This is a genomic window from Frankia umida (assembly GCF_023242945.1).
Classification (GTDB): domain Bacteria; phylum Actinomycetota; class Actinomycetes; order Frankiales; family Frankiaceae; genus Frankia; species Frankia umida.
Genome location: NZ_JALKFT010000051.1, coordinates 1 through 23,773 on the forward strand (window position 1 = coordinate 1; position 23,773 = coordinate 23,773).

The 23,773-nt window shown below is 68.2% G+C and carries 21 protein-coding genes, 1 tRNA gene and 2 CRISPR repeat arrays; of the genes, 16 read left to right on the top strand and 6 right to left on the bottom strand.

The window, feature by feature from the left end; genetic code table 11:
• Nucleotides 1–237 precede the first annotated feature (237 nt).
• Together MXD59_RS24545 and MXD59_RS24550 are read right to left on the bottom strand one after the other, a co-directional pair.
• A complete protein-coding gene (locus MXD59_RS24545) occupies nt 238–1,662 on the bottom strand; it encodes an AbeC-like domain-containing protein (protein WP_248826948.1) in 1,425 nt (474 codons plus the stop codon).
• 228 nt (nt 1,663–1,890) lie between these two features.
• The gene (locus tag MXD59_RS24550; protein ID WP_248826949.1) at nt 1,891–3,393 is read right to left on the bottom strand and encodes a DHA2 family efflux MFS transporter permease subunit; all 1,503 of its coding nucleotides are present in this window, start codon (nt 3,391–3,393) and stop codon (nt 1,891–1,893) included.
• 891 nt (nt 3,394–4,284) lie between these two features.
• On the opposite strand from MXD59_RS24550, the gene MXD59_RS24560 reads away from it, so the two are divergent.
• From MXD59_RS24560 to MXD59_RS27890, 5 genes are all read left to right on the top strand, one after another.
• Complete coding sequence (locus tag MXD59_RS24560; RefSeq protein ID WP_248826950.1) at nt 4,285–5,217, top strand: LLM class flavin-dependent oxidoreductase; 933 nt, start codon at nt 4,285–4,287, stop codon at nt 5,215–5,217.
• Nucleotides 5,218–5,451: 234 nt separating this feature from the next.
• Nucleotides 5,452–6,288, top strand: coding sequence for a 3-methyl-2-oxobutanoate hydroxymethyltransferase (gene panB / locus MXD59_RS24565; protein ID WP_248826951.1), 837 nt, complete (start codon nt 5,452–5,454; stop codon nt 6,286–6,288).
• A 461-nt stretch (nt 6,289–6,749) separates the two neighbouring features.
• The gene (locus MXD59_RS24570; protein ID WP_248826952.1) at nt 6,750–7,418 is read left to right on the top strand and encodes a TetR/AcrR family transcriptional regulator; all 669 of its coding nucleotides are present in this window, start codon (nt 6,750–6,752) and stop codon (nt 7,416–7,418) included.
• A 35-nt stretch (nt 7,419–7,453) separates the two neighbouring features.
• Complete coding sequence (locus MXD59_RS27885) at nt 7,454–7,825, top strand: SDR family NAD(P)-dependent oxidoreductase (protein ID WP_248826953.1); 372 nt, start codon at nt 7,454–7,456, stop codon at nt 7,823–7,825.
• Between the two features lie 12 nt (nt 7,826–7,837).
• A complete protein-coding gene (locus MXD59_RS27890) occupies nt 7,838–8,092 on the top strand; it encodes an SDR family oxidoreductase (protein ID WP_308301778.1) in 255 nt (84 codons plus the stop codon).
• On the opposite strand, the gene MXD59_RS24585 is transcribed toward MXD59_RS27890, so the two are convergent.
• On the bottom strand, nt 8,073–9,203 hold the full coding sequence (locus tag MXD59_RS24585) for an FAD-dependent monooxygenase (protein WP_248826955.1): 1,131 nt from the start codon (nt 9,201–9,203) through the stop codon (nt 8,073–8,075). The two genes, MXD59_RS27890 and MXD59_RS24585, sit on opposite strands and share 20 nt — an antisense overlap.
• Before the next feature lie 133 nt (nt 9,204–9,336).
• Here MXD59_RS24585 and MXD59_RS24590 point away from each other — a divergent pair, with 133 nt between their 5' ends.
• Together MXD59_RS24590 and MXD59_RS24595 are read left to right on the top strand one after the other, a co-directional pair.
• Nucleotides 9,337–9,645 (top strand): hypothetical protein, encoded by a 309-nt coding sequence (locus MXD59_RS24590; RefSeq protein WP_248826956.1) that lies wholly within the window; start codon nt 9,337–9,339, stop codon nt 9,643–9,645.
• Nucleotides 9,646–9,841: 196 nt separating this feature from the next.
• Entirely contained in the window at nt 9,842–10,144 is a 303-nt protein-coding gene (locus MXD59_RS24595) for a hypothetical protein (RefSeq protein ID WP_248826957.1), read from the top strand.
• 34 nt (nt 10,145–10,178) lie between these two features.
• Here the strand turns inward: MXD59_RS24595 and MXD59_RS24600 are convergent.
• The 3 genes from MXD59_RS24600 to MXD59_RS24610 all read right to left on the bottom strand — a co-directional run bounded on the left by MXD59_RS24600 (nt 10,179) and on the right by MXD59_RS24610 (nt 11,822).
• Nucleotides 10,179–10,263, bottom strand: a tRNA-Leu gene (locus MXD59_RS24600).
• Between the two features lie 163 nt (nt 10,264–10,426).
• Nucleotides 10,427–10,723: a hypothetical protein gene (locus tag MXD59_RS24605; RefSeq protein WP_248811587.1), complete on the bottom strand. Its 297-nt coding sequence runs from the start codon at nt 10,721–10,723 to the stop codon at nt 10,427–10,429.
• A 70-nt stretch (nt 10,724–10,793) separates the two neighbouring features.
• Nucleotides 10,794–11,822 (bottom strand): transposase, encoded by a 1,029-nt coding sequence (locus MXD59_RS24610; RefSeq protein WP_248826958.1) that lies wholly within the window; start codon nt 11,820–11,822, stop codon nt 10,794–10,796.
• A 309-nt stretch (nt 11,823–12,131) separates the two neighbouring features.
• Here MXD59_RS24610 and MXD59_RS24615 point away from each other — a divergent pair, with 309 nt between their 5' ends.
• The 9 genes from MXD59_RS24615 (at nt 12,132) to cas2 (ending at nt 23,077) form a co-directional block, all read left to right on the top strand.
• Nucleotides 12,132–12,428, top strand: coding sequence for a hypothetical protein (locus MXD59_RS24615; protein ID WP_248826959.1), 297 nt, complete (start codon nt 12,132–12,134; stop codon nt 12,426–12,428).
• Nucleotides 12,429–12,646: 218 nt separating this feature from the next.
• Nucleotides 12,647–14,247: a CRISPR direct-repeat array (repeat unit 30 nt; unit sequence GTTGCGATCCCTCCAGGGATGATCAGCGAC).
• 608 nt (nt 14,248–14,855) lie between these two features.
• Nucleotides 14,856–15,545 (top strand): CRISPR-associated endoribonuclease Cas6, encoded by a 690-nt coding sequence (gene cas6 / locus MXD59_RS24620; protein WP_248826960.1) that lies wholly within the window; start codon nt 14,856–14,858, stop codon nt 15,543–15,545.
• Nucleotide 15,546: 1 nt separating this feature from the next.
• Nucleotides 15,547–16,980, top strand: coding sequence for a hypothetical protein (locus MXD59_RS24625; RefSeq protein ID WP_248826961.1), 1,434 nt, complete (start codon nt 15,547–15,549; stop codon nt 16,978–16,980).
• Nucleotides 16,981–16,985: 5 nt separating this feature from the next.
• Nucleotides 16,986–18,047 (top strand): type I-B CRISPR-associated protein Cas7/Cst2/DevR, encoded by a 1,062-nt coding sequence (cas7i, locus tag MXD59_RS24630; protein WP_248826962.1) that lies wholly within the window; start codon nt 16,986–16,988, stop codon nt 18,045–18,047.
• Nucleotides 18,044–18,754, top strand: coding sequence for a CRISPR-associated protein Cas5 (cas5, locus tag MXD59_RS24635; RefSeq protein ID WP_248826963.1), 711 nt, complete (start codon nt 18,044–18,046; stop codon nt 18,752–18,754). Before cas7i ends, cas5 begins: the two co-directional genes overlap by 4 nt.
• The gene (gene cas3 / locus MXD59_RS24640; protein WP_248826964.1) at nt 18,751–21,303 is read left to right on the top strand and encodes a CRISPR-associated helicase Cas3'; all 2,553 of its coding nucleotides are present in this window, start codon (nt 18,751–18,753) and stop codon (nt 21,301–21,303) included. The genes cas5 and cas3 overlap by 4 nt, the downstream gene beginning before the upstream one ends.
• A complete protein-coding gene (locus MXD59_RS24645; RefSeq protein ID WP_248826965.1) occupies nt 21,300–21,827 on the top strand; it encodes a CRISPR-associated protein Cas4 in 528 nt (175 codons plus the stop codon). Before cas3 ends, MXD59_RS24645 begins: the two co-directional genes overlap by 4 nt.
• 1 nt (nt 21,828) lies before the next feature.
• Nucleotides 21,829–22,809 carry a type I-B CRISPR-associated endonuclease Cas1b gene (gene cas1b / locus MXD59_RS24650; protein WP_248826966.1) on the top strand — a complete coding sequence of 327 codons (981 nt, stop codon included), beginning with the start codon at nt 21,829–21,831 and terminating at the stop codon, nt 22,807–22,809.
• 4 nt (nt 22,810–22,813) lie between these two features.
• Nucleotides 22,814–23,077, top strand: a complete 264-nt coding sequence (cas2, locus tag MXD59_RS24655; RefSeq protein WP_248826967.1) for a CRISPR-associated endonuclease Cas2 — start codon at nt 22,814–22,816, stop codon at nt 23,075–23,077.
• Between the two features lie 111 nt (nt 23,078–23,188).
• Nucleotides 23,189–23,676: a CRISPR direct-repeat array (repeat unit 30 nt; unit sequence GTCGCTGATCATCCCTGGAGGGATCGCAAC).
• Nucleotides 23,677–23,773 lie beyond the last annotated feature (97 nt).

Here is a 23,773-nt window from a genome sequence, read left to right on the forward strand (position 1 = left end):
CTGAAGATCCCGTCTCGCCCTACCGCTACACAGGTCTCAAAGATCCATCTGTCTCATGGGACTCTGACAGACAGGGGGTCGGCATCCAGTGCGTCGGCGGTGCTGGCGGGGTGCGTGGTGTCCGTAGGCGGACCGGTATACACGTTGACGATGGAGGCGCTCGATCCGACCGCTACGTTCTGCGCGTTGAACTGACCCGTGTTGTATATACCGGAGATGTACTGGTCGGCCATCTCCTCATGCCCCGCTGGGTGCGGGCGGCGAGCCGCTGCCGGCGCGAGATATCCGGTTGATGATGCTGGGCTGCGCGCCGACCGCCACGTTCTGGGAGGTCATGGTCGCACCGCCGGTCACCATGACTCCGCTGTTGAGGATGGTGGTCTGGCGTGCGACGAGGGAGTCTGTATCGATGCCTCGGTCGTCGAGAAAGTCCACGATGAGGTCAAGGATTTTACTTTCCACGGTCTTGACGTACATCTCCTTGTCGGAGCGCTGGAAATAGTGCTGGAAGTTCGGGTCGGCGACGGCCTCCCGGACGGTTGGACCGCTGCCGTAGTCGAACGGAAGGCCCAACCTGATGAGACGTCTGTCGCGCTCGTTGCTGCGGGCGATCCGGCGAGGCGTCCGCCAGAAACCAATAGTGCTGCGCACGCTGCCAACCAGCAGGGCGAGCGTATGACGACTGGCTGCACGCCGGTCGTGGCGGAAGCGTTCCCGTCCGGTCATGGTAGCGAGCTGTTCGGGCAGGTCATAGGATTTCCGGACCGGTGTCAGCACCGCGCTCGACGCCTCCACGTAGAGGCTGCGTGGGTGCAGGACGAATCGCAGCCACAAGGAGAAGACAAGGGTGTCGTCCCAGCCGTGAACCCGGATGCAGGTGTAGCGTCGCACGTTCTCGTCCGCACCGGCCAGCAGGGCTTCGAACGTGGGCCCATCGACGGTCTGCCGCGGGCGTTCGAACCGATCGGGCAGCAGCGGACTGTCCGGAGTCAGGTCACGTCCGTTGATCAGCAAGCGATCCTCGATGGTCAGCCGTGGCCAACGCAGGTCACGCACGCCATCCAGGACGTGGTCGCGTAGCTCCTCGACGGCGAAGGTCCCGGGCGGGGTGTTGCGGTCCGCCGGTTTGTGAACGTCGACGGCGAACGACCAGGATCCGACGAAGTTCCCCGAGCCGACAAAGGGCGAGTAGCCACTGTAGACGGTGACGTTGTGAACCGGGTGATCGTAGATCCGCCGAATTTCCTCGTAGCTTTTCCGATCGACCCGGCCAGCGATGCGAACGGGATCGAAACCGTCCCGACTGAACTGCTCGACCATCTCATCATTCATGATCATGATGGTGGTGAGCACCACCAGCCAGGCCACTGCGAGAGAGGCCGGCGCGAACACCATCAGGGCTATGTTTCCCACGACGGGGCCGGTCAGTCCGACGATGAACAGAAGAAGGCAGACGGACAGCAGGCCGTCTCGAATCCTGCGTTTACGCAGTTCCCCGACTGCTATGCACGTCGCCGTGGCCAGGTCGACGTCCGTGGCGGGAGGCAGCGCTCGCGCAGTGGCTGCCGCCTCCCAGACGAGCCGGCCCGGCAGATCACGGTCCACCAGAACGGCCGCGCAGAGCAGCCGGGTGGATTCCGCATTCCCGTGGGTCGTCGACATGCAGTTCCCCCGTATCCGCGGCCGTGAACACCAGAACGCCCCAACGCCCTGCCGAGGCCGCCGGATCATCATAGGCCGTCCCATACGCTCCGAAACCGTACTACCACGGATTTTCCGATACAAAGGCCGGCTGCCGTGGATCTACGCCTGTGGTCCCAGCTTCATCCCGGTGGCCACCTGCGCGAGGTACCCTGCTCGGCACGCACAGGGTCGAACGCAGCCACACGCTCACCCGGATTGGCGGGGGACCTCCGCGGGCTCGGTCGCCGCGTCGAGTGCCGCCGTGTTGTCGGGCCGGCCGGGTAGGAGTGGGGTGGCGGCGAGGATGACGGCGAGGGCTGCGATCGCGAACCAGGAGACGCCGTGGAAGCCGGCGATCAGGTCGTCCCGGCCGACGACGGCGAGGATCAGGGTCACGACGGCGATGCCGATCGCGGCGCCGAGCTGGTTGAGGATGTAGAGCACGGAGCTGCCCTGCGCCACCAGCGGCGGCGGCAGAACGCGGTACAGCGAACCCATTGTGGGTGCCCCGACGAAACCGAGGCCGAGGCCGACGACCAGGGCGGCGATCGCCGGCCACACCTCGCCGGTGGACGCGCCGACCCTGGTCAGCACCAGCCCGCCGACGGCCGCCACCAACGCCCCGCCGCGGGCCAGTTCACGCGCGCCCAGCCGGTCGGACAGCCGTCCCGACAGGGGCATGGCGATGATCGCGCCGACCGCGAACGGCGCGGCGAGCAGCCCCGCGGCCAGCGAACCGTGCCCGTACTGCTGGTAGTACAGCGGCAGGGCGAACAGGTTCGCGAAGGTGGCGAGCCCGACGAGGTTCATGACGACCACGGCCGCGGTGAACCTCGGGTTCGCGAACAGCCGCAGGTCGATCAGCGGCGCCCGCCGCCGACGCACCAGCCCCGCGGCGTGCAGCCCGTAGCCGACCAGCAGGGCGAGGCCGAGGGCGCCGGGCACCAGCACCTGCCAGACGGCGACCGCGGAACGCTCCCCCGCCTGCGACAACGCGAGCACCAGCGCGGCGAACCCCGGGCCGAACAACGCCACCCCGACGACGTCGAGCCGGTCACCCATCTGCTGGCCGCGTGGCGGATCGGCCGGCAGCACCCGCAGCGCACCGGCGAACGCGAGGGCGCCGATCGGCAGGTTGATGAGGAACATCCACCGCCAGCTCCCCGCCTCGAGGACCAGACCGCCGACCACCAGCCCGAGCACCGGCCCGGCCGAGAGCACCATTCCCATCAGGCCCATCACCCGCCCCGCGCGCGCCGGCCCGGCCGCGCGGGCGAGCAGCGTGAGTACCAGTGGGTCCAGAATCCCGGCGCCGACGCCCTGCAGCACGCGGAAACCGACCAGCGCGCCGACGTTCCAGGCCAGGCCGCTGGCCAGCGACGCCGCCAGAAAAAGCGCCAGGCCGCCCAGCCACAGCCGTCGGCTCCCCACCCGGTCGACCGCCCAGGCGGTGATCGGGATCATGGCGGTCAGCGTCAGCAGGTAGGCGGTGGACACCCAGCCGATCGTGGTGACCGACGAGTCCAGGTCCGCGGCCAGGGTGTGCACCCCCACCGCCACGACCGAACCATCGAGGATGCCCAGGATCCCGCCGAGCAGCACCACCGCGATGAACCGTCGTAGCCCCCGGTCCAGCCGATCATCCGCGGCGACCTCGGCGCCGGCCTGATCATCCGCAGCACCCACCCGCTCATCCACCGTGTCTGCCATCGCGCCTCCAACATTCCGACCCGGGCAGCCACACCCAGGAATCCCTACCGTCCCGAAATTATGCACCCGTCAGTGCAATTTAGCAGTCCGCTCGAAAGTTTCGGGGAACGGATGAGCTCCGAGAAGCAGATCAGTTGGTGCGATTCGGGTCCTCTGCGGTACCGTGACGGACGTGGCCGGGCCTGACGTCGCCGGGTCCGAGGTGGCTGGAACCAAGGTGGCCGGAACCAAGGTGGCCGGAACCAAGACGACCGGAACCAAGACGACCGGGTCCGAGATGGTGGCCTGCCGGATCCGGACCGGTGTCGACCGGAACCCGGACCGCGGTTCGGCCACGGGCGCCGGCGGACCGGCGTCAGCGCATCCTGGACGCGGCGTTCACGACGTTCGCCCGCGAGGGCTACGCGCAGGCCACGGTGGACGCGATCGCCTCGGCCGCGGGCGTCGCCAAGCACACGATCTACAGCCACTTCGGCGACAAACAGACGCTGCTACGCGAGACGATCGCCGCCGAGTCCGACCTCGCACTGGCCCGTAACCTCGCCGCGCTCGAGCTGCTGCGCGACGTCGCGGCCGACACCGGCCCGGCCGACATGCCCGCGGTGCTCTGCCGCGTCGCACACCGGCTCGATGCAGTCCCGTTCCCGGCTCGGCACCCGCCACATCCCCGACGACGAACTACGCTCCGTCGCCACAGCGGCGGTCGAACTGTTCCTCACCGCCTACGGCCCGGCCATCACCTGAGGCGGCTCGCCGCACCTCCACGCCCCGCACGCACTACCGTTACGGCAGATCGACCGATATCCGGAACGGGAGACTTTCATGGGGCAACCCGGCGTCTTATTCGCGCTTCGCTTCGACTTCCGCAATCCCGACTTTGCCGGCACCCGCATGGCCGATCGCTATGCCGCGGGACTGGACATGGTCGAATGGGCCGACAGCCTGGGCGCGCTCAGCGTCATCATCTCCGAACACCACACCTCGGCGGACGGCTATCTACCCAGCCCGGTCCCGATGCTCGGGGCCATGGCGGCTCGCACCTCCCACGTCCAGCTGCTGGTCTCGGCACTTCTCGCCCCGTTCCACGATCCGCTTTCCCTGGCCGAGGATCTGGTCGTGCTGGACCAGTTGAGCAGGGGCCGGGTCGACGTCCTTCTCGCCGGCGGTTACGTGCGCGAGGAGTTCGAGATGTTCGACGTCCCGCTGAAGGAACGACCGAAACGGGTGACCGAGACGGTTGCCACGTTGAAGGGCGCGTTCACCGGCGAACCGTTCGAATACCGGGGACGGACCGTGCGGGTCACCCCCGGGCCGTACCGCCCCGGCGGGCCGACGGTGCTGCTGGGCGGTACCAGTGAGCCGGCCGCACGCCGGGCCGCCCGCATCGCGGACGGTTTCATGCCCGGGGTGCCGGAGGTCTGGGAGTTCTACCGGGACGAGGTGATCAAGCTCGGCCGGCCGGACCCTGGTCCCAACACCAGTGGCGACAACCGTGTCGTCTTCCTCGCCGAGGACCCCGACAAGACCTGGGAACAGGTCGGCCCCTACTTCCTGCACGAGACGAACAGCTACGTCGACTGGGCCATGCAGAACAACGCCGCCACGCCGTATCCCCCCGCCGCCTCGATCGATGAGCTGCGTGCCGGCGGAATCTACTCGGTACTCACTCCCGAACAGTTCGTCGAGCAGCTGCGCGCCGCGCCGGCCCCGTTCGTCTGCTTCCATCCCCTGTGCGGCGGAATACCGCCGGAGCTGGGCTGGTCGAGCCTCCGGCTCTTCGAACGCGATGTGATCCCGGCCTTCGCTCCGGGCACGACAGACTGAAACACCCTCCACGGGGGCGGCCACCCCACCTGAACCAGCCGGCCGCCCCCACCGGTGCCCGCGGGATGTCACGCCTACGCGAGACGCACGCCGCCGGCATGGTTCCCACGGCGGTCGGCCGTATCCGGCATCAGTGCCGCCGCGGGAGCGTGTTCGGGTGCGGGCCGGGTTGGTCTGGGCGCATGATCTGGTGTGGCGCCAACCCGACTGTGGTGGCGACCAGAAGGGACAGCCATGTCCATGCCGCAGCAGTCCTCGTACCAGCCTGCCGACCGCCGTGTGACCGTGCATGATCTGCAGGCGGCGACTGATCGTGGTGAGCGGTGGGCGATGCTCACCAGCTATGACACCCTGACCGCGGGGATTTTCGAGCGGGCCGGGGTGAAGGCCCTGCTCGTAGGTGATACCAGCGGGGAGCTGGTGCTCGGCTACCGGGACACCGTGGCGGTGACGATGGACCAGCTGATCCCGATGGTGCAGGCGGTGGTCCGTGGCACCCGCCGGGCGCTGGTCGTCGCCGACCTGCCCTTCGGTAGCTATCAGGGTGGGCCTGAGCAGGCGCTGGCCAGCGCGGTCCGTCATCTCAAGGAAGGCGGCGCCCAGGCGGTCAAACTGGAAGGCGGCCGGCCTGCCCTGGCGCAGGTGCGTGCGCTCGTCGACGCGGGGGTTCCGGTCATGGGTCACCTTGGGCTGACGCCGCAGAGCGTGCACGCGCTGGGTGGGACGCACCGGGTGCAGGGCCGGGGCGACGCCGGCGACAGCCTGCTGGACGACGCGCTGGCCCTGGAACAGGCCGGGGCTTTCGCCGTGGTCCTGGAAGCCGTTCCCGCAGAGCTTGGACGTCGGGTCTCGGACGCGCTGCGGATCCCGACAGTGGGCATCGGCGCCGGCCCCTCCTGCGACGCGCAGATCATGGTCTGGCAGGACCTGGCCGGCCTGACTACCGGCCGCGCGCCCAGGTTCGTCAAGCGCTACGCCCACCTCGCGCAATCCCTGCACGCCGCCGTCGAGCAGTACGTCACCGAGGTCACCGACGCCGTCTACCCGGACGAGACACACAGCTACACCTGAACACACCCCCGCTGCCCTGCCGGCGGTGGCGATCGACTGAGAACAAGCTGGTGGTCCCGGGAAGTCGCGTCCAGAGGATGCCCATGATCCCACCGAGCAGCACCACCGCGATGAACCGTCGCAGCCCCCGATCCAGCCGATCGTCCCCGACACCCACCTGATCATCTCCGGCGGCTGCCTGATCAGTCGCGACGCCCGCCCGACCAGCCACCGAGTCCACCCGGTCATCCACCGTGCCTGTCATGGCGCCTCCCACGCTCCGACCCGGACATCCCCGCCCGGGCAACCCAGCTGTCCCGCAATAATGCACTGGCCAGTGCATTATTGCGGCAAATGTGGCGGCATAGGGGAACCATTAAGTTCTATGAGGCAGATCCTTCGGTACGATTTTGGTCGGTGGAGGTACCGTGTGGGACGTGGCCGGGTCTGATGTCGCTGGAACCGCACCAGCTGGAACCGACGTGGACGCACCTGGGACGCGGTCGGCGGCCGTCCGTCCACGGGCGCGGGCGGACCGGCGTCAGCGCATCCTGGATGCGGCGTTCACGACGTTCGCCCGCGAGGGCTACGCGCAGGCCACCGTGGATGCGATCGCCTCGGCCGCGGGCGTCGCCAAGCACACGATCTACAGCCACTTCGGCGACAAACAGACGCTGCTACGCGAGACGATCGCCGCCGAATCCGACCTCGCGCTGGCCCGTAACCTCGCCGCCCTCGAGCTGCTGCGCGACGTCGCGGCCGACACCGGCCCGGCAGACATGCCCGCGGTGCTGCGCAGCGTCGCGCGCCGGTTCCTCGACTGCTACTGCGATGTGCGCGCCCACGCCGTGCGGCGCCTGCTGTACGCCGAGGCCGTCCAGTTCCCCGACCTCATCGACATCATCCAGGGACGCGCCACCGACCCGGTGACCGAGGCCCTCGCCGACCGGCTGGCCCGCCTGTCCCTGGCCGGCCGGCTGCACACCCCCGACCCGGCCAGCGCGGCCGAACAGTTCGCCGCGCTGCTCACCGGCTCGATGCAGTCCCGTTCCCGACTCGGCACCCGCCACGTCCCCGACGACGAACTCCACGCCGTCGCCACAGCGGCGGTCGAACTGTTCCTCACCGCCTACGGCCCGGCCATCACCTGAGTTCGCGGCCACCTGGCGCGGACAACGAGTATCCGGTGGATGTCAGGGGTAGCAACGACAACGTGACGACTGATCATCGGGGAATCCTGGCTGGTAAGAGTGTGCTCATCACGGGAGCGAGCAGCGGAATCGGAGCCGCGGCCGCCCGCCTGTTCGCCCGCGAGGGGGCGTCGGTGGTTCTCACCGCGCGGCGCGCGGAACGTCTCAGTGCCCTCGCCGAGGAAATTCAGGCCGAAGGTGGCACCGCGACCAGTGTGGTCGCCGACGTGACCCGGGCGCAGGACGTGGAGCGGGCCGTCTCGGTCGCCGTCGAACGTTATGGGCGCCTCGACGCCGCCTTCAACAACGCCGGCTACGGAGAGGCCCAGACCCCACGGCACCTGACAAAGGCGCTCGCCGCCGAGTAGGGCGCACAGGGCATTCGTGTGAACGCGATCGCTCCCGGTACCACCCGCAGCGAGATGATCGCCGGCTGGTTCGCGGCGAATCCCGACATCGAAAAGGAACTGCACCGGGCCACCCCGCAGCAGCGCACCGCCGAACCGGTGGAGATCGCCGAAGCCGCGGTCTGGCTGTGCGGCGACCGGGCCTCGTTCGTCACCGGCGCGAACCTCGTCGTCGACGGCGGCTTCACCATTATCCGACGTCCGGTGCTCAGGCGGGTTGGCTGGTGAGGGCGGCGATCCGTCCCATCAGCGCCTCGACATCGCCCCGCTCGTGGGCGAGCTGCCAGCGGGCGAGCTGGACGGAGGCCTCCACCACGGTTCGGACCCGCTCGTAGCGGCGGTCGGTGAAGCGCGCCAGCAGCTGGTCGTCGACGCGGTCCGCGGTGGTGAGCAGATCGGCGAGGACGGCGGCGTCCTCCAGGGCCATCGCGGCGCCCTGGGCGAGGGTGGGTGGGCAGGTGTGCGCGGCGTCGCCGATGAGCACGACCCGGCCGCGATGCCACGGCGGGTCGAGAAGATGCTCCTCGAACCAGGTGTAGTTGATGGTCTCGGGGTCGGTGATGGACTCGCGGATCTCATCCCACGGCCCGTGGTAGTCGGCGGTGAGCTGACGCACGATGTGGACCTTCTCCGCACCGGTGAGGGTGGTGCGATCCTGGGCGTCCTCGGCGAGAAAAGCATAGAGGGACGACGCGGAGGTCGGGGTGTAACCGGCAATGTAGCAGGGCCCGCCGTAGTAGGCCTCCGAGTTCACGACCTCTCGTGGACGAGGCACGAAGACCCGCCACACGCCCATCCCGACCGGCCGTGTCTCCAACGGCACGCCCAGCAGACCGCGCACCGTCGACCGTAGCCCGTCCGCACCGATCACCAGGTCGTAGCGGCCCACCGAGCCGTCGCTGAACACCACGTCCACACCGGTGTCGTCCTGCGTGAAAGCGGTGACGGTGGTGGCGAGCCGGGAGACGACACCGGCCTGGGCGGCCCGGTCCATCAGGATGCGCGCGAGGTCAGGTCGGTACATGCCCATCGCCGCAGGCAGATCCGGGCCACCGGAGCGATGTTCGGCGAGTTCGGCGAGAACACTGGCAACAGCATCCGGCGCGCGCAGGACCAGGCCGTCCGACGGCCAGCCGTGCGCCAGGCATTCCGGCAGAACACCGAGGTCACGCAGCACCCGGAGGGCATTTCCCTGCAACGTGATACCGGAGCCGAGCGCGGTCACATCAGGTCTGACCTCAACCAGTCCGACCCGCACCCCGGCCTCGGCACACAGAATCCCCGCGGCCGCCCCCGCGAGACCAGCCCCCACGACCAGCACACTGCCCACCGCAGCCATCCAGAATCTCCTTTGTCGATGAGCAAGAAAAGAACGTCGCCCGTTCTGTACGACGCCCGAGAGTGAAACCCCTCTGTTTCTACCACTGGCCCGAAACGGCCCGATCTTCTCCCCACCTTGTAACACTTGTACGGTGCCGAAGTTTCATGACCCCGCAGATCTCGAACGGACCGTCGATTCACTCCTGCACGAACTCGTCGCCCACCTGCGCGCCGACCACGGCATCGACCTCACGCTCGGACGGCGCGCCCGCACCCGCCTGCTCCTCGAACTCGCCGCCGACCTGCCCCTGGACGACGAAGGCGTCGCCCGCGGATTCGAGAACATGCTGCGCACACCACTCGACCAGGCCCTGCGCACCCATCGACCAGCGCGACCCGGCCCACTCACCATCACCGACCTGGCCCGCGAATTCGGCACCTGGACGGCGTCCCTCGCCTGACCCGCAGACCGCGCGGCCCGCCCGAACTCGGCGACACCGGCGAGCCGCCCGCCCTGCTATTGCCGTAGCTGCCAAAACTGGCCCGCTTCACGGCATGCCACCAGCTTGATCCTTTTCTGATGGCGGGATGATCCGGGGCGCGGCCGACAGGGTCCGGGAGGTCGATCCGAACGAGGGTCAGCGGTAGTTGCGGATCATGCGCCGATCCTCGGGGTCGGGGGTACGGGCTCGCCACCCGACGAATGTCATCGCCCGCGAAGACCTCATCCTGCCCGCGCTGGACAGCTGGATCGCCCAGACCCAGGCGGCGAAGACCAGCGCGGAGCGGGACCTCCACGAGGCCGGCAGGACGCAGACACAGACGCTGAGTCACGAGGAGCTCGGCGACGTGGCCAGCGCACTGGGCCAAGCCGAGCCTGCAGAGAAGGCCGCCCTGTACTGCCAGCTGACCTTCGACCGACCTATCAGCCGTCCACCAACGCAGAAAAGACCGAGCTGAAGATCAACTCGGCCTACCGTGCGGCAACAAAACGTGTCCGAGGGGGGACTTGAACCCCCACGCCCGATAAAGGGCACTAGCACCTCAAGCTAGCGCGTCTGCCATTCCGCCACCCGGACAGGTGGTCGCGGGTCTCACCCGCCGACAGGAGTGATGCTACACGGTCGGACATGGTGGTTGTCGCTACCCCCGGCCACCGGCAGATCAAGTCCTTGGCGGGGGTCCGCTCGAGAGGTGCAGAGGGGCCTCTGGCGCTCGCCGGGTGGCCCGGCGACACCGGGATCAGGAGTCCTCGCTCGGCAGGACCGTGAGGTCTGACAGCTGGCGCCACAGGTCACGTTCGACGCAGGACATGGGCGCCTGGGACGGCATCCGATCAAGCGGTGCGGATGGGCGATCTGTCGTGGACGGTGCGGTGGCCGGGTCGGCGGGCGTGATGGCGGACGGATCGGCGGGGGCCGCGGGCCAGGCGCCGGCTTCGACGAATGCCGTGGTCGCCGCGATGCGCCCCAGTTCGCGGCCGATGGAGCGCAGGCCTCGTCTGACCAGCGCGCCCGTCCACCGGCTCCCGATGTGCATGGGACGATGATCGTTGTCTTGACTAAGGTCTCGCTTACGTTCGGCATGATTGCTGGTGCTCCCGGGGCCGTCAGGTGCCGGAGAGGCCGCGACGGCGGGGCCGGGGCCGAATCAAACCGCCAGAACCACCATAGCGTTCGAAGATGACCCGGCGCCGCACGTCCCCGATCGCCTTGTTCGCCAGCTGGACCACGTGGAACGGGTCGACCGCGAGCAGGGCGTGCGGCAGCGCGCGGCGCGCGGCCGACTTGTAGACCGTGGACATGTCGATCGTGACCGCCCAGATGTTCGCCCGCCAGCAGGCCGGCTGCGCGCAGATCCAACCGGCCGTCGCGGCCGCGGTCCGGCCCTCGACCTGGCCCAGCAGGCCGTGACTGCCCGACGAGTCGACGAACACGCTCTGCCAGCGATCCGCGTCCTCGACCCAGCGGCCTACGCGGGGATCCCAGTGGTAGAGCGCCCGACCACGGCGGTGGTCGTCGAGCCCCAGCACGCCGACCAGCGGCAACGGCCCGGACACCGACCGGCGCGCCGCCGGCGCCGCGCGCTCGAGGTCACCCGCCGCCGCGGACCCGGCCGGCTCGGCCGGCTGGGCTGTTTCGGCTGGCAGGCCACCCTCCAGAGACTCGGCGGGACCAGTGACCACGATCCCGGCCGCCGCCGCGACGCCGACGAACGCGTCGTGCGCCGTGTGCCAGGCGACCCCGGCCGCCGCCGCGACTCGGCCGACCGGGACCATCCAGTCGCCGCACACCCGGCCGATCGTCTCCCGGCCAGGCGTCGACACCCGGCCCGAACGCACCGCGACCGGCCCGTCCTCGGTGAAACTCACCCGCCCGCAGACACCGTTCTCGCAGTAGAACCGGCCTTTGTGCCAGGTCACCGCCATCGGCGCGACCACCAGACGCGCCAGCCGCTGCCCACCGAGCTCCTTGACCCGCGACGAGGACACCCCGCAGTCCGGGCAGCACGCGACCACGCCGGGGGCCGTCACGACGTGCACCGACCCCGAACCGTCCGCCTCACGCTCGAGCGCGACGACCTCGACGCCGTCGAGCCCGAACCACGCCGCCACCACAGCACCGCTAACCTCGAACACGCGCACCCGTTCGCCCGGAGATCATGATCCTTCGACAAGATGTGATCTTTCCAGGCGGCGGGTGCGCCTCGGTTCCCGGTTCCACCCGTGACTACACCGGGTCACAGCAGACCGTCGCCATCCGTCAGCACTCAGACACGACCTCTAGCGAAATGCGAAGAGCCTGATTATCGCACCCCACGACAAGCTCACGACGAATACCTAAAAAAGCAGTCCGTCGCATAGACCACCTTAATAGCGGCTGTCCGGATTTAACGGGGCACACCAACCAAGGGCGAGGATCCGTGGCTCGACGACGGACACTCGGCGGTGGCATACGACGCCTTCCACGTGCTCTCCCAGGTCGCCGACAAGACCTACGGCAACGACCCGACGGCCCGTCCCACCGAGATGGAAACCCTTTTCCAGGGCGCCGGCATCACCTTCAGCGGCGCGACCGGTCATATCTACTACACGGCCGGCGTCAACCAGCCACCCGCGGACAAGACCCTCGTGCTGCTCCGTCAGTCCGGCAGGCATCCGGTGGCGGTGCTCGTCTGCGGCGACTACCAGCAGGGCCAGGACAGCTCGACCCAGGACAGGCCCTGCCGCGGCGCCCCGCGCTGATCACTCCGACGACGTCCAGCCCGTCGACGAGCTCGGTCACCGCGACCAGCCCCGCCGCCCCGGTCACCGTCGGGTCCGGCGACCCGATCCGCACCCGCTCCCGCCGACGCGCCCGCGTCATCCCCAACACCGGGGCCCGCCGCGACGGCGGGGTCAATCGGGCCGGCCCCAGCGCTTTCTTCTTCCGGCCAGGTCTCCCGGCTGGGCCAGGTCCACATGTTGCGATCCCTCCAGGGATGATCAGCGACCACATCGACCTCGAAACCCTCCACCAGGCAGACAGGTTGCGATCCCTCCAGGGATGATCAGCGACCCCGGAGACGACGGTCCAGCCGGGCTGGGAGCGCTAGTTGCGATCCCTCCAGGGATGATCAGCGACCGCCAAGAAGGCGGCGGGATACGTCGAGTACATCACGTTGCGATCCCTCCAGGGATGATCAGCGACGCCGGACGACCCCGGCTGCCCTACGTCGTCGCGCTGATGTTGCGATCCCTCCAGGGATGATCAGCGACGGGGCAGTTCGGCGCGGAGGATCTGGGAGACCTTGCGTTGCGATCCCTCCAGGGATGATCAGCGACGTGGCTCACCAAGAGGCTGCACTGAGAGGGGAAAGTTGCGATCCCTCCAGGGATGATCAGCGACTCGCGCCCACCGTCCCGAGCGTGATGCCGAGCGCGCGTTGCGATCCCTCCAGGGATGATCAGCGACCCGCCTGAACCCGGGGAGACCTCATGACCATCACGTTGCGATCCCTCCAGGGATGATCAGCGACCTGGACGACGTTGCCGCCCTCGTTGCGGCACTCCTGTTGCGATCCCTCCAGGGATGATCAGCGACACGCGTCACCCCACGATGAGGCATCCAGGTAGTGAGGTTGCGATCCCTCCAGGGATGATCAGCGACCTGAAGCCTTGACCCCATGTGGTGCGCGTTCACCATGTTGCGATCCCTCCAGGGATGATCAGCGACACCTGGCCGCCATCGATGGAATCGAGCTCGGCCACCCGTTGCGATCCCTCCAGGGATGATCAGCGACATCCACACCACCATTGACGGTGCTATCCGTGCGCTCGCGTTGCGATCCCTCCAGGGATGATCAGCGACACCGCCACCTCACTCCGGAGAACTATCCGCTCAAGTTGCGATCCCTCCAGGGATGATCAGCGACGCGCCACGTCCAGGTCCTAACCCTGCCGACATGGTTGCGATCCCTTCAGGGATGATCAGCGACGGTGAACCTGAGGTCATGGTGCACATGAGCGCGATGTTGCGATCCCTCCAGGGATGATCAGCGACTCGGGAATCCGTTTGACTGGCGGACGTTGGGCCGGTTGCGATCCCTCCAGGGATGATCAGCGACAGCCCGGCGATCGTCTCCTGTGCGACTGCGAGCTGTTGCGATCCCTCCAGGGATGATCAGCGACTCGTGATGCCGACTGGTACACGATCATCAAGGACAGGTTGCGATCCCTCCAGGGATGATCAGCGACTGGACGACGAGATTGTGACCACGTGGGAGATTGTGCCGTTGCGATCCCTCCAGGGATGATCAGCGACCGGCGACCCCCGCCCGGCGCGCACCTGTGGGCCGAGGTTGCGATCCCTCCAGGGATGATCAGCGACCGCCACCCAGAACAACACCAGCGCCAGCGTCTACACGTTGCGATCCCTCCAGGGATGATCAGCGACACTGCCGGAGTCGATCGCCGCGGCGTACCACCTCGGTTGCGATCCCTCCAGGGATGATCAGCGACCGCCGCGCCGCAGTGATCGCAGCGTCCGGATCGGGTTGCGATCCCTCCAGGGATGATCAGCGACCCCAATGTAAAGCCGCAGGTCTGCAGGCACATTCTAGAGATCAATTTTCGCGATCATGCAGCAGTCCGGCGGTAGTGCAACCGCGCAGGTCAGAGCGTTGATCGACTTCGGGGCAACTTGGCGCTTCCTTCGGTGGGCTGAGGCGAGCCCCGACACGGCATGCAGTCCGCCGTCCGGACCAAGCTGAGTCTCGTATCGAGTAGCCCTCGGAGCTTCGGCGAGGATCGGGATCGTAACCAGGACAAATGACTCGTCCAGGCACCCGCCCCGACCGCGCACGGCCTTCCCTCGCGCGCGGGGAGGGCCGACAGGAATGCGGGAGTCACAGCAAAGATGCAGGTCAGCGAGTGAAAGGGGTACTGGCAGTGGCCTGATGATCTGCACGGACACAGCCCTTGGGTGATCGTCTCCGCCGCAGCACCTCCCCTGTGGCCAGGAAGCCTCTGACAGGCCGTTTCAGGGCCAGGCATTCCGGTTCCCCCGCGGTGGCTGTCATACGCCGGGTGACAGCGGGGGTTGCGGCCGCACAAGACTCCTTGGCCCACGGATCGTCGGCAGTACGCCGTCGTTTGGTACGCTCGAAGGCTTGCCTGCGAACAGGGGGATGCATGAGGTTTCGGGTCGATCTTGCGGCCGAACGTACAGTCCTGCGATGGGAGGATGTCTTCACACCGGCGCGCGCCGTCGCGTACGATCTCATCCGCGGCCAGGATGCCGAGCTTGCAGCTGAGCTGCATTCACGGGGCTACGCCGGCTCATCACTACGGCCTCTCGGCATCTGTTCTCCGCAGTTCCACGGAACGCTCAGGAGCCGTGGCACTTACACGACCTCGGCGAACGGGTCGCTCTGGCTCGGTTCTCCAGTACCACGGATCTCCTCCGCGCTACTCGCCGGGATCGCCGGCAAACGGTCGCTTCGGTGGGCCTCGCTTACCCTTTCCGTTCGAGGGGTCCAGCTGGAGCCGACTCCGGACCACCTTGCGGGCGAGGCACTGTTCTCCACCCGGACGCCAGTCCTGATCAAATGGGAAGATCGCTACATCCACCCGGACCACCCACAGTTCGCCGAGCGGCTCAGCCACAACCTGCGCCACAAGGCAGACTTTCTCGGGCTTCCCGCGGAGAACGAGGTCGAAGTTGTCTCCTCCGGTCCACCAAGAAAATTTCTCGTCCAACGTGCGCCCCGACATGGCAGCACCGCGGAGCTTCGTATTCGTGCAGATCCGACCCTCCTCGACGCGGTCTACGACTGGGGGCTGGGGCTAAGCACCAACCAGGGGTTCGGATGGATTCGCTGACGTGACAGTTACCGTAACTCACGACACTGCGTCAAATAATCGTCTGGCGCTCACGGCGCATCCTTTGCAGCGCGCCGGCGCGAGATCCATCGTATTTCTCGCAGGCCGTACCGACGTGGAGAGCGTGACTCGGGAAGATCTGGATCGGATCGCGACAAAGATCGTCACTGACGTGGTCGAAGCGGCGGTTGCCGACCAGACCCACGCCGCCTACGACTGGTGGAAGATCCTCTTCGCACTGTATCCGAACGCGCGGCCCACCCATGCCAAGCGCAGCCGGGACCGTGGCGAGCTCACCGTTGACGTCGCCCGCTACTTCGCGGTGGACCCCGCCGATCCGCACACGCCCACGCGGCCGTGTGCCTTCTGCGGTGGGGCCACGACCAACCTGTGGGCGAAGTCCACACTGCCGATGTTCGACACGACGAAGGCTGTGAACACCCTTCCGCCGCGGCTGGCCGGCTGGCCGGTGTGTCGGCCCTGCCGGCTGGCGATGTGGGCGATGCCCTACGGCGCGTCCCTCACCCTCGGCTCGGCAACTGTCCTGACCTGCGAGAATCCGCAGGTTGAGCAGGCCTTCACCGAGACGAACCTCGAACGGTCCGCGCGCATCCGCCACACGGGATTCGCCTCCCTACCGGCTACGGCGACGCCGGAGCGGGTGGCGCTGTACGCGCTGGAACAGCATGCCGTCGCCCGGCCGGTCGCGGCGACACTCTGGAGCTTCAAAAACGACAACCAGGAACCGTGGCTACGGGTAAGCGAAACCCGCATCGCGGTTGTCACGTTTCTGCGCGCGCTGCGCCGGGATCATGAGGCGAGAGCCGGCTGGACGATGCTACGGCGCCGGCTTACTCGCCGGGGACCGGAAGGAAAGATCAGCCAGCACGGCAGGGATATTCTCGCCCGCGCCCTGTTCGAGTCGGTGAACAGCAGGACCGATCGCGTTCTGGTGTACCTGGCGGAGCAGGCCGTTGATCTGTCGAAAACACCGGGCGGAACAATTTGTGCCTGGCGGGCCCTACACGCGCTCTATCTGAAGGAGATGCACGACATGGACGGAGCCGACCTCCGCCCTGTGACCATCCTGCTGGCCGACTGGATCACGCAGGAAACAAATCCACGGGGACGTTTCAACGAGTACTGTCGCGCTGCCGGCCGGAGCTACACGCTCCAGCGCCTCCTGATGGAGGCGACCGCCCGGCTTCTCCTGGACGGCGGAAGACCGCAGGACATCACCGGCATCACGCAGGGCCTGCTACACGGCCCGCAGAGCTACCAGTGGCGAGGCCAGCTCTTCTTCGAGGTGGCCGCGGAACTCGTCCAGCGCAAGGCGGCGATCGGTGCCAGGAACGAGGCGGAACCCGACCCGGTCGACGACGACGGCCCGCTGTTCGTATCCGACGCGGCCGACCCTGACCACGAAGGAGAATAGAAACGATGACATACCTGGCGGGTAAACTCGTCCTCGCGGTCGAGGCCGGCGCACCCAACAACGGTCGCAGCGACTCCACCACCGCTCGCGTCAAGAAGACCAGAATCTGCGGCCGGGACTACCCGTATGTCTCCGCGCAGGCGTTCCGCCGCTGGCTGCGTGACACCATGACCGCGAACGGATCCGTTCCGTCGCCCACCACCCGGGTCGGCAAGGCACAACAGAAGGCGCAGAAGGCGACGACGGCCGCCGACCCGATCACCTACGCGGACGACGACCTTTTCGGGTACCTGAAGGCTACCGCGAAGGCGAACGACGAGTCCACCACCGTTCGCGACACTGCATTCATGGTCGGCACGTTCCTCTCCGTTGAGCCGGTGCGCCTCACCGAGGATTTTGGCGTGATGTCCCGGGACATTCCCGAGCCGGTGCTGCATGCCCACGAGTTCTACACCGCTGACCTTGCCGCGCCGTTCCTGCTCGACATCCCACGAGTCGGCACGTTCACCCTGCCAAATGCGAACGGCGCCGGGCGACCGAACTACCTGACCGAGCAGGCCGCGATGTCGATCGCCACCGCCGCCGCGGCCGGGGCGGCTGTCACCTCGTTTCGCGGCCACAGCGCCGTACGGCTGCCGCTGGCGAAGCGCCGTGAACGGGTCGCGATCCTGCTGGACGCGCTCGCCGAACTGGCCGGCGGTGCGAAGAAGGCCCTGCACTACGGCGACCGGCTGCCGGCGTTGTTCGCGCTGGCCCCGATGGCCGGCGGGGTGAACCCGCTCGGCTTCGTCATCGATGGCGCGGACGACGGCAGTGGGCTGCAGGTCCGCGGCGATGTGCTGCGCCGTGAGCTGGCGGCGTGGGCCGGCGAGTGGGAGGCACCGGTGCTCGTCGGCTGGCGCCCCGGCTTCCGGGACACGCTGCGCAAGCAGTTCGAGAAGGACCTCGCCGACGAGATCGACGAGGGGAAGGTCGTGATCGGCCACCCCCGCACGGTGCTACTCGACCTTGCCGGACGCATCCGCCGCGGCGAGCACGACGGCTGGTTCGACGACCGGTCCCGATGACCAGCCCCGTCCTCGAAGCGCGACGGGCCCCGGTCGACGCGCTGCGGATCGAGCTCGCCGTTCCGTTCGCCTCGTTTCGCGACCCGATGTTTCCCGGGGTCAGCCGCTGCCTGCCTGTGCCGCCGCCCTCCACGGTCCGCGGCATGCTGGCCGCTGCCACCGGACGAACGAGTGAGCCGGTCCCGCTGGGCCTCGCGGCGACGGCGGGGGCCCACGGCATCGATCTGGAGACCTATCATCCGATCGCCGCGGACGGCTCCAACCCGGCGATCGGCGGTCGGGTCGCCCCGCGCAAGGGTGGGATGACGATCCGGGAACGCCCCTTCCTCGCCGATGTGCGGGTCACCCTGTGGATCCCCGAGGCGGACGGCCGGCGGTTCGAGGCGGCGTTTCGGCGTCCGGTATGGGGGCTTCGACTCGGCCGCTCCCAGGATCTCGTCCACCCCGTCGGGCCGCCGCGCTGGACGGTGCTGCGTCCTGCCGACCGGGCGATGGTCGGTCACGCTGTCGCACCCGCCGGCGCGCACACCGCACCCCAGGCGGTGTCGCTACGGATGGCGGTCAGTATCAGCATCGACCGGCTCAGCACCGACTATCGTCCGTTCCTCTGGTGCGCCGACGCCGCCGGCGATCACGACCTGGTCGATGCCTTCCGCGACGAACTCGACGGCCAGGCTGTCTGGCTGCTGGATGAGGTGCGCCGGTGACCGATCCGCCGACCGACGAGGTGCTTGCCACCCTGTTGGCGAAGTCGGCTGGTCGGTCCGTCGGCGACGAGCCCGAGCGCCTCACCGACCATTCCCGGGCGGTCCGGGACGCGGCCCGGGCGGTGGCGGCAAGAATCGGTGCCGCCGGGCCGATCGCAGCAGCTCCGCGCTTTTGGGAATGGGCCGAGTGGGCCGCCCTGCTACATGACGCCGGAAAGGTCACCGAGGGCTTTCAGCGGCAGATCCGTCCCGGCGGCACGGCCTGGGGTGAGCGCCACGAAGTGCTGTCGCTGGCCTACGTCGGCCTGTTCCACCCGGAGCCGCCTGCCGGTGGCGAGACGACGCCGCCGGTCGCGGACCGGCTGATGACCGCGACCGGCGTCCTGTTCCATCATCGGGCGCTGACGTCCAGCGACGAGGAGCTGGTGGAACGCTGCCTCACCTACACGTACTCCGAGGACACCGACTGGCGGAGTGCCTTCGGGGTCACCGGTGGCCGGGACGGTGACCCCGACCCTCTGATCCAGATCCCGCGGCGGCGGCACGCCGAGCTGCTCGGCTGGTTCGCCGGGCAGCTCGGCTGGGAGCCGGCACTCTCCGAGCGTCGGAAGATGTGGGAACGGGCCCGAGAGCTGTTCCTCGCGACCCGCGACCGCTGGGTCGACCCGGTCAGTGAGCGGGACGGCCTGCTCGCCGTGCTGCTTCAGGGCGCGGTGACGCTCGCCGACCATGCCGGCTCGGCGCACGTCCCGCTCCAGGCGCACATGCCGCTGCCACGCCGGTTCCTCGACCGGCTGCCCACGCCGTATGACCACCAGTGCGCCGCGGCGACGGTCGAAGGGCATGTCATCGTCCGGGCACCCACCGGCAGTGGGAAGACGGAGGCCGGTCTGGGCTGGGCGTCCGCCCGGTTGGAGCGGATGCCCGGCCAGCCGCGGCTGGTGTGGGTGCTGCCGTACCGGGCGTCCATCGACGCCACCGCCGCCCGCTTCCGGACCAACCTTGATCCGCCCCCACCGATCTCATCGCCGTCACCGATGGCGATGGCGATGGCGATGGCGATGGCACCGGACGATGCGCCTCGAACGGGCGCTGGCGACCAGTCGACGCCGGCCGAACCGGAGCCGGACATCGGGATCCTGCACGCAACCGCCGCGCGGACGCTGCTGGAACGCGCGGTCGACGAGGACTGCCCGTCGCCGCGCGACGCCGCCCGCAAGGCGCGGGCGCGGGCCGGGGCGATGCGCCTGTTCGCGCAGCGGGTGCGGGTCGCCACCCCACACCAGCTGCTGCGCGCGGCCATCGCCGGCCCGCGCTACTCGTCTGTCCTGCTCGAACAGGCCAACTGTCTGATGATCCTTGACGAGTTGCACGCCTACGACCCGATCACGTTCGGCCGGATCTGCGCCGCGATGAGGCTGTGGTCGCAGCTGGGCAGCAAGGTCGCGGTACTGTCCGCGACCCTCGCCGAGCCCATGGTCACCCTCGTGCGGGAAAGCCTGGGTGGACCGTGCGAGCTGGTGTCCGCCGCGCCGGGAACTGCCCCGGACCGGCATCGTCTCGTCCTGGCCGACACGCCGATCACCGCACCGGGCAGTCTCGACACCATCCGAGGCTGGCTGGCCGCCGGCCACGCCGTCCTGGTCGTTGCCAACTCGGTCCGCACCGCCCAGCGACTCCACGCCGAACTGGGACCGGCCGCCCGCGCCGCCACCACCCCCGATGACCTCGACTCGGCGGTGCTGCTGCACTCCCGGTTCCGGGCAAAGGACCGGGCGGCCATCGAACGGAGGATCCTCGCCCGCCATCCCGAGCGCGAGCCGGGTGAACCGGCCCGACGGGGCGGCGGCCTGGTCGTGTCAACGCAGGTACTGGAGGTCTCGCTCTGCCTCGACTTCGACCGCGGGGCCAGCGAGGTGGCACCGATCGAGGCTGTCGCGCAGCGCGCGGGCCGGGTGAACCGGCGCGGTCGACATCCTGAGGGCCCGGTCGAGTTCCAGGTTCACCCGGTCGAACGAAACCTGCCCTACGACCAGGAGGCGCTGGATGCGGCCTGGTCGGCGCTGCGGTCGACGGTCGACACCGATCCGACGATCTCCGAGCAGACCATCGGCGCCTGGCTGGACCACGTCTACGCGACCGAATGGGGACAGCGGTGGACCGCCACCGCCGCCCGGGCCCGCGACGAGTTCGCGGCAAGTTTCCTGACCTTCCGCCGCCCGTTCGACGACCGCTCCGAGTTCGCCGGCAAACTGGACGAGCAGTTCGACACCGTCCATGTCCTGCATGCAGATGACGTCGCTGAATACCGTGAGCTGGCCGGCCGCGATCACGGTGATCCGCTCCTTGCCGAGGGCCTGCTGATACCCATCCGCTTCAGCCAGTCGGCGATGTTGCGCCAAGCCGGCCGGCTCGTTCTCGATCGGAATCTCCGCGTACCCGTGGTCGATGCTCCCTACTCGTCCGAGACCGGCCTGGAGCTCTCTTTGGACAATACGACAGGTGGCGTTTCCGCAGCCGTTGCCGGACTTCCGGACACGGTGCTATGAGCGAGGAAACCGGTCCGGATTCGCCGCAGGAGCGCGAGCTGGAATCACTGGGTGGCGTACACATCAAGTACCTGCTGCACTGCCCGCGTCAGCTGTGGCTGTACCTGCGGGGCTACCGACCGGAGGGTTCGAGCGATCTCGTTTCCTTCGGCGAGGCCGTGGACGAGACAACTTTCACCCGCCGCCGCGACGTCGATCTCGGCGAGGCCCGGATCGACTGGGTGACGACCGGCGCGGTCGTACACGAAACGAAATCGTCGCGGGCGCCGAGCCCGGCGCACGAGGCCCAGGTGCGGCACTACTGCCTGCTGCTGGAACGGCGCGGTGTCAACGTGCGCCACGGGATCGTGCATTACCCACTCATCCGTCGGACCGTGACCGTCACCTGGGATGACGAAGCGCGCCGCCGCGCGGTCGACACAGAGAACCAGGCCCGTGTGGTCATCGCCGCGCCGGCCATCCCGCCTCGGCTGGAACGCCGCCGTTGCCGAGGCTGTTCCTACACCGACTACTGCTGGGGATGAGATGCCCGCCGCGGGAAGAACCTACTGGCTGACGGAACCATGCCGCATCCGGCGAGAGGACAACAGTCTGCGGATCGAACGTGCGGACAGCACGCCGGTGCATGTCCCGATCACCGACATCCGTGACCTGGTGACCTTCGACCAGGTGGACATCAACACCGCGGCCGTCTCGCTGCTGGGACGGCACGGCATCGTGGTCCACATCCTCGACCACTACGGGAACTACGCCGGCGCGCTCATGCCGGCGGAGGACATGTCCTCCGCGCAGGTCGTGCGCGCGCAGGTCGTCCTCACCGCCGATGCCGAGCGGCGGACCACCGTCGCCCGTTCGCTGATCGCGGCGACTGCGGCGAACGTCCGTTGGGCGCTCGACACCGACATGCTCGACGGCCCACTCGCCGCCCTCGACCGGCAGCTCGCCACGGCCCGGACCACCGAACAGCTGATGGGAGCGGAAGGGACGTTTCGCCGCTCGGCGTGGAGTGTCTTCGATGAGCTCCTGCCGGCCTGGCTGCGCCTGGACGGGCGGACGAGACGACCACCGTCCAACGCGGGCAACGCGTTCATCAGCTACGCCAACAGCGTCGTCTACGGCCGGGTCCTCACTGCCCTGCGGGCCACCCCGTTGCACCCCGCGATCGGCTTCCTGCACGCCGACACCGACCGGCGCCGCAACACTCTCGCGCTGGACATCGCCGAACCGTTCAAACCACTGTTCGCCGAACGCCTGCTCCGCCGCGCGGTCGCCCAGAAGACGCTACGCCAGACCGACTTCGAGGCCGATGTCGGCGCCGCATCGTTGAGCCGAGATGGCCGCAAGAAGGTGTCGATGATGATGCGCGAGGAACTCGGCGCCAGCGTCTACCACCGGACTCTGCGTCGGAAGGTGTCCTACGAGGAACTGATCCATCTGGAGGCGCTCAAACTCGTCCGTCTCTGCCTGGAGAACAAGCCCTACACCCCGTTCCGGCCATGGTGGTAGCCGGATGTTCGTCATCCTCGTGTACGACACGGCCGCCGAACGTAACCCGAACGCGCTCCGCACCTGCCGCAAGTACCTGCACTGGGTCCAGCGCAGCGTCTTCGAGGGCGAACTTTCGGCCGCCCAGTACCGCGCGCTGACCGCCAGCCTGCGCGACCAGCTCGACCTCACCTATGACAGCATCCGCATCTACCGCACCCGCTCCCCCGCCCTGATCGACACAGAATGGCTCGGCATCCCCCTGGGCAACCAGGACTCCGTCCTCTAACCCCAAACGATCAAGTCTCTGACCTGCACAGATGCATCACCGCCGAACCTCCGCAAGATCACCCATTCACCCACCCCTCAAACCCCTTCCGACCTGCACCTTTACACTGGGGTCGCTGATCATCCCTGGAGGGATCGCAACCCTACTTTGAGTGGTCGATAGATGAGGGTCTTTACAGGTCGCTGATCATCCCTGGAGGGATCGCAACGTTCGGAAAAACGGCGAGATCGAACTAGACAGTGGTCGCTGATCATCCCTGGAGGGATCGCAACCCGGGCGGCGCGCCGCGGGCTGCTGTGGTCCATACGGTCGCTGATCATCCCTGGAGGGATCGCAACGCGAGCTCTACCTGCGGCCCATGGACGGGTTGGACCGGTCGCTGATCATCCCTGGAGGGATCGCAACATGCCTCCTACGACCCTGACTGCGCATCGGGCGCGTGTCGCTGATCATCCCTGGAGGGATCGCAACATGAACACCCTGACCTGTAGCGCCATCCGTTCGGGTCGCTGATCATCCCTGGAGGGATCGCAACACCACCGCGCGATGACGCCCCCGTTCATCCGCCTGTCGCTGATCATCCCTGGAGGGATCGCAACCAGAACAGGGCCCGCTACAAGGTCGGGTGGCCCGGGGGAATCGCACCCCCGGGCTCCCGCAGATCCCGGCGTGACACTCTCGCGTCACCGGGCTCTT